The sequence below is a fragment of the Stenotrophomonas koreensis genome (genome assembly GCF_001431525.1).
Taxonomy (GTDB): domain Bacteria; phylum Pseudomonadota; class Gammaproteobacteria; order Xanthomonadales; family Xanthomonadaceae; genus Stenotrophomonas; species Stenotrophomonas koreensis.
This window is the reverse complement of the sequence record NZ_LDJH01000047.1, coordinates 1-687: the sequence shown is the minus strand read 5'-3', so window position 1 is coordinate 687 and position 687 is coordinate 1. Positions and strand designations below refer to the sequence as shown.

The window sequence follows — 687 nt, the reverse complement described above, 5'->3', positions numbered from 1 at the left end:
CATGTCGTCGGCAGCGTCAGAGGTGTAGAAGAGACAGGAGCGCGGCCAGCTCGGCCGGCAGGCTGTGCGGGAATACCACGCCCCAGCTGCCGTCGGTGGTCTTGCCCCACAGTTCGGCGCCGATGAAGTTGCCCAGCCGGCCAAAACCCAGGCCCAGCGGCACCAGCGGCGCCACAAAATCCATCGTGTCAAAGAAATGCAGCCGGTGCTTGCGGCTCCACCACAGGCTGGCGATCAGCACACCGATCAGGCCGCCGTGGAAACTCATTCCCCCTTCCCAGACCCGGAACAGCATGGCGGGGTTACTCAGGAACAGCCCGGGGGTGTAGAACAGCATGTAGCCGATCCGCCCGCCCAGCACCACGCCGATCATCGAATAGAACAACAGGTCGGAGAACGCATCGGCATTGACCCCTGGCAGACGACCGGCGGCGATACGGCGATTGCCCAGCCACCAGGCCGCGGCAAAGCCGAACAGGTACATGATTCCGTACCAGTGCACGGCCACCGGGCCAAGTGAGAAAGCAATCGGGTCGATCTGATGCAGATACGTCATCGGGCCAGGCTCGGGGAACAGACAGGGGCCTATTGTTGGTCAATCCTGCGGCAATGGACAGGGCCGGGGGTCACAGCAGGTGCGGCTGGTCCTGCAGGCCCTCACCGGCCTGCCCGTCCTCGGCCGGCGGC

Annotated in this window: 1 pseudogene; it reads right to left on the bottom strand. The window is 64.8% G+C overall.

The window, feature by feature from the left end:
- Window positions 1-37: 37 nt before the first annotated feature.
- A pseudogene (lgt, locus tag ABB25_RS14040) lies at window positions 38-556 on the bottom strand (prolipoprotein diacylglyceryl transferase); the annotation flags it as partial.
- Window positions 557-687 lie beyond the last annotated feature (131 nt).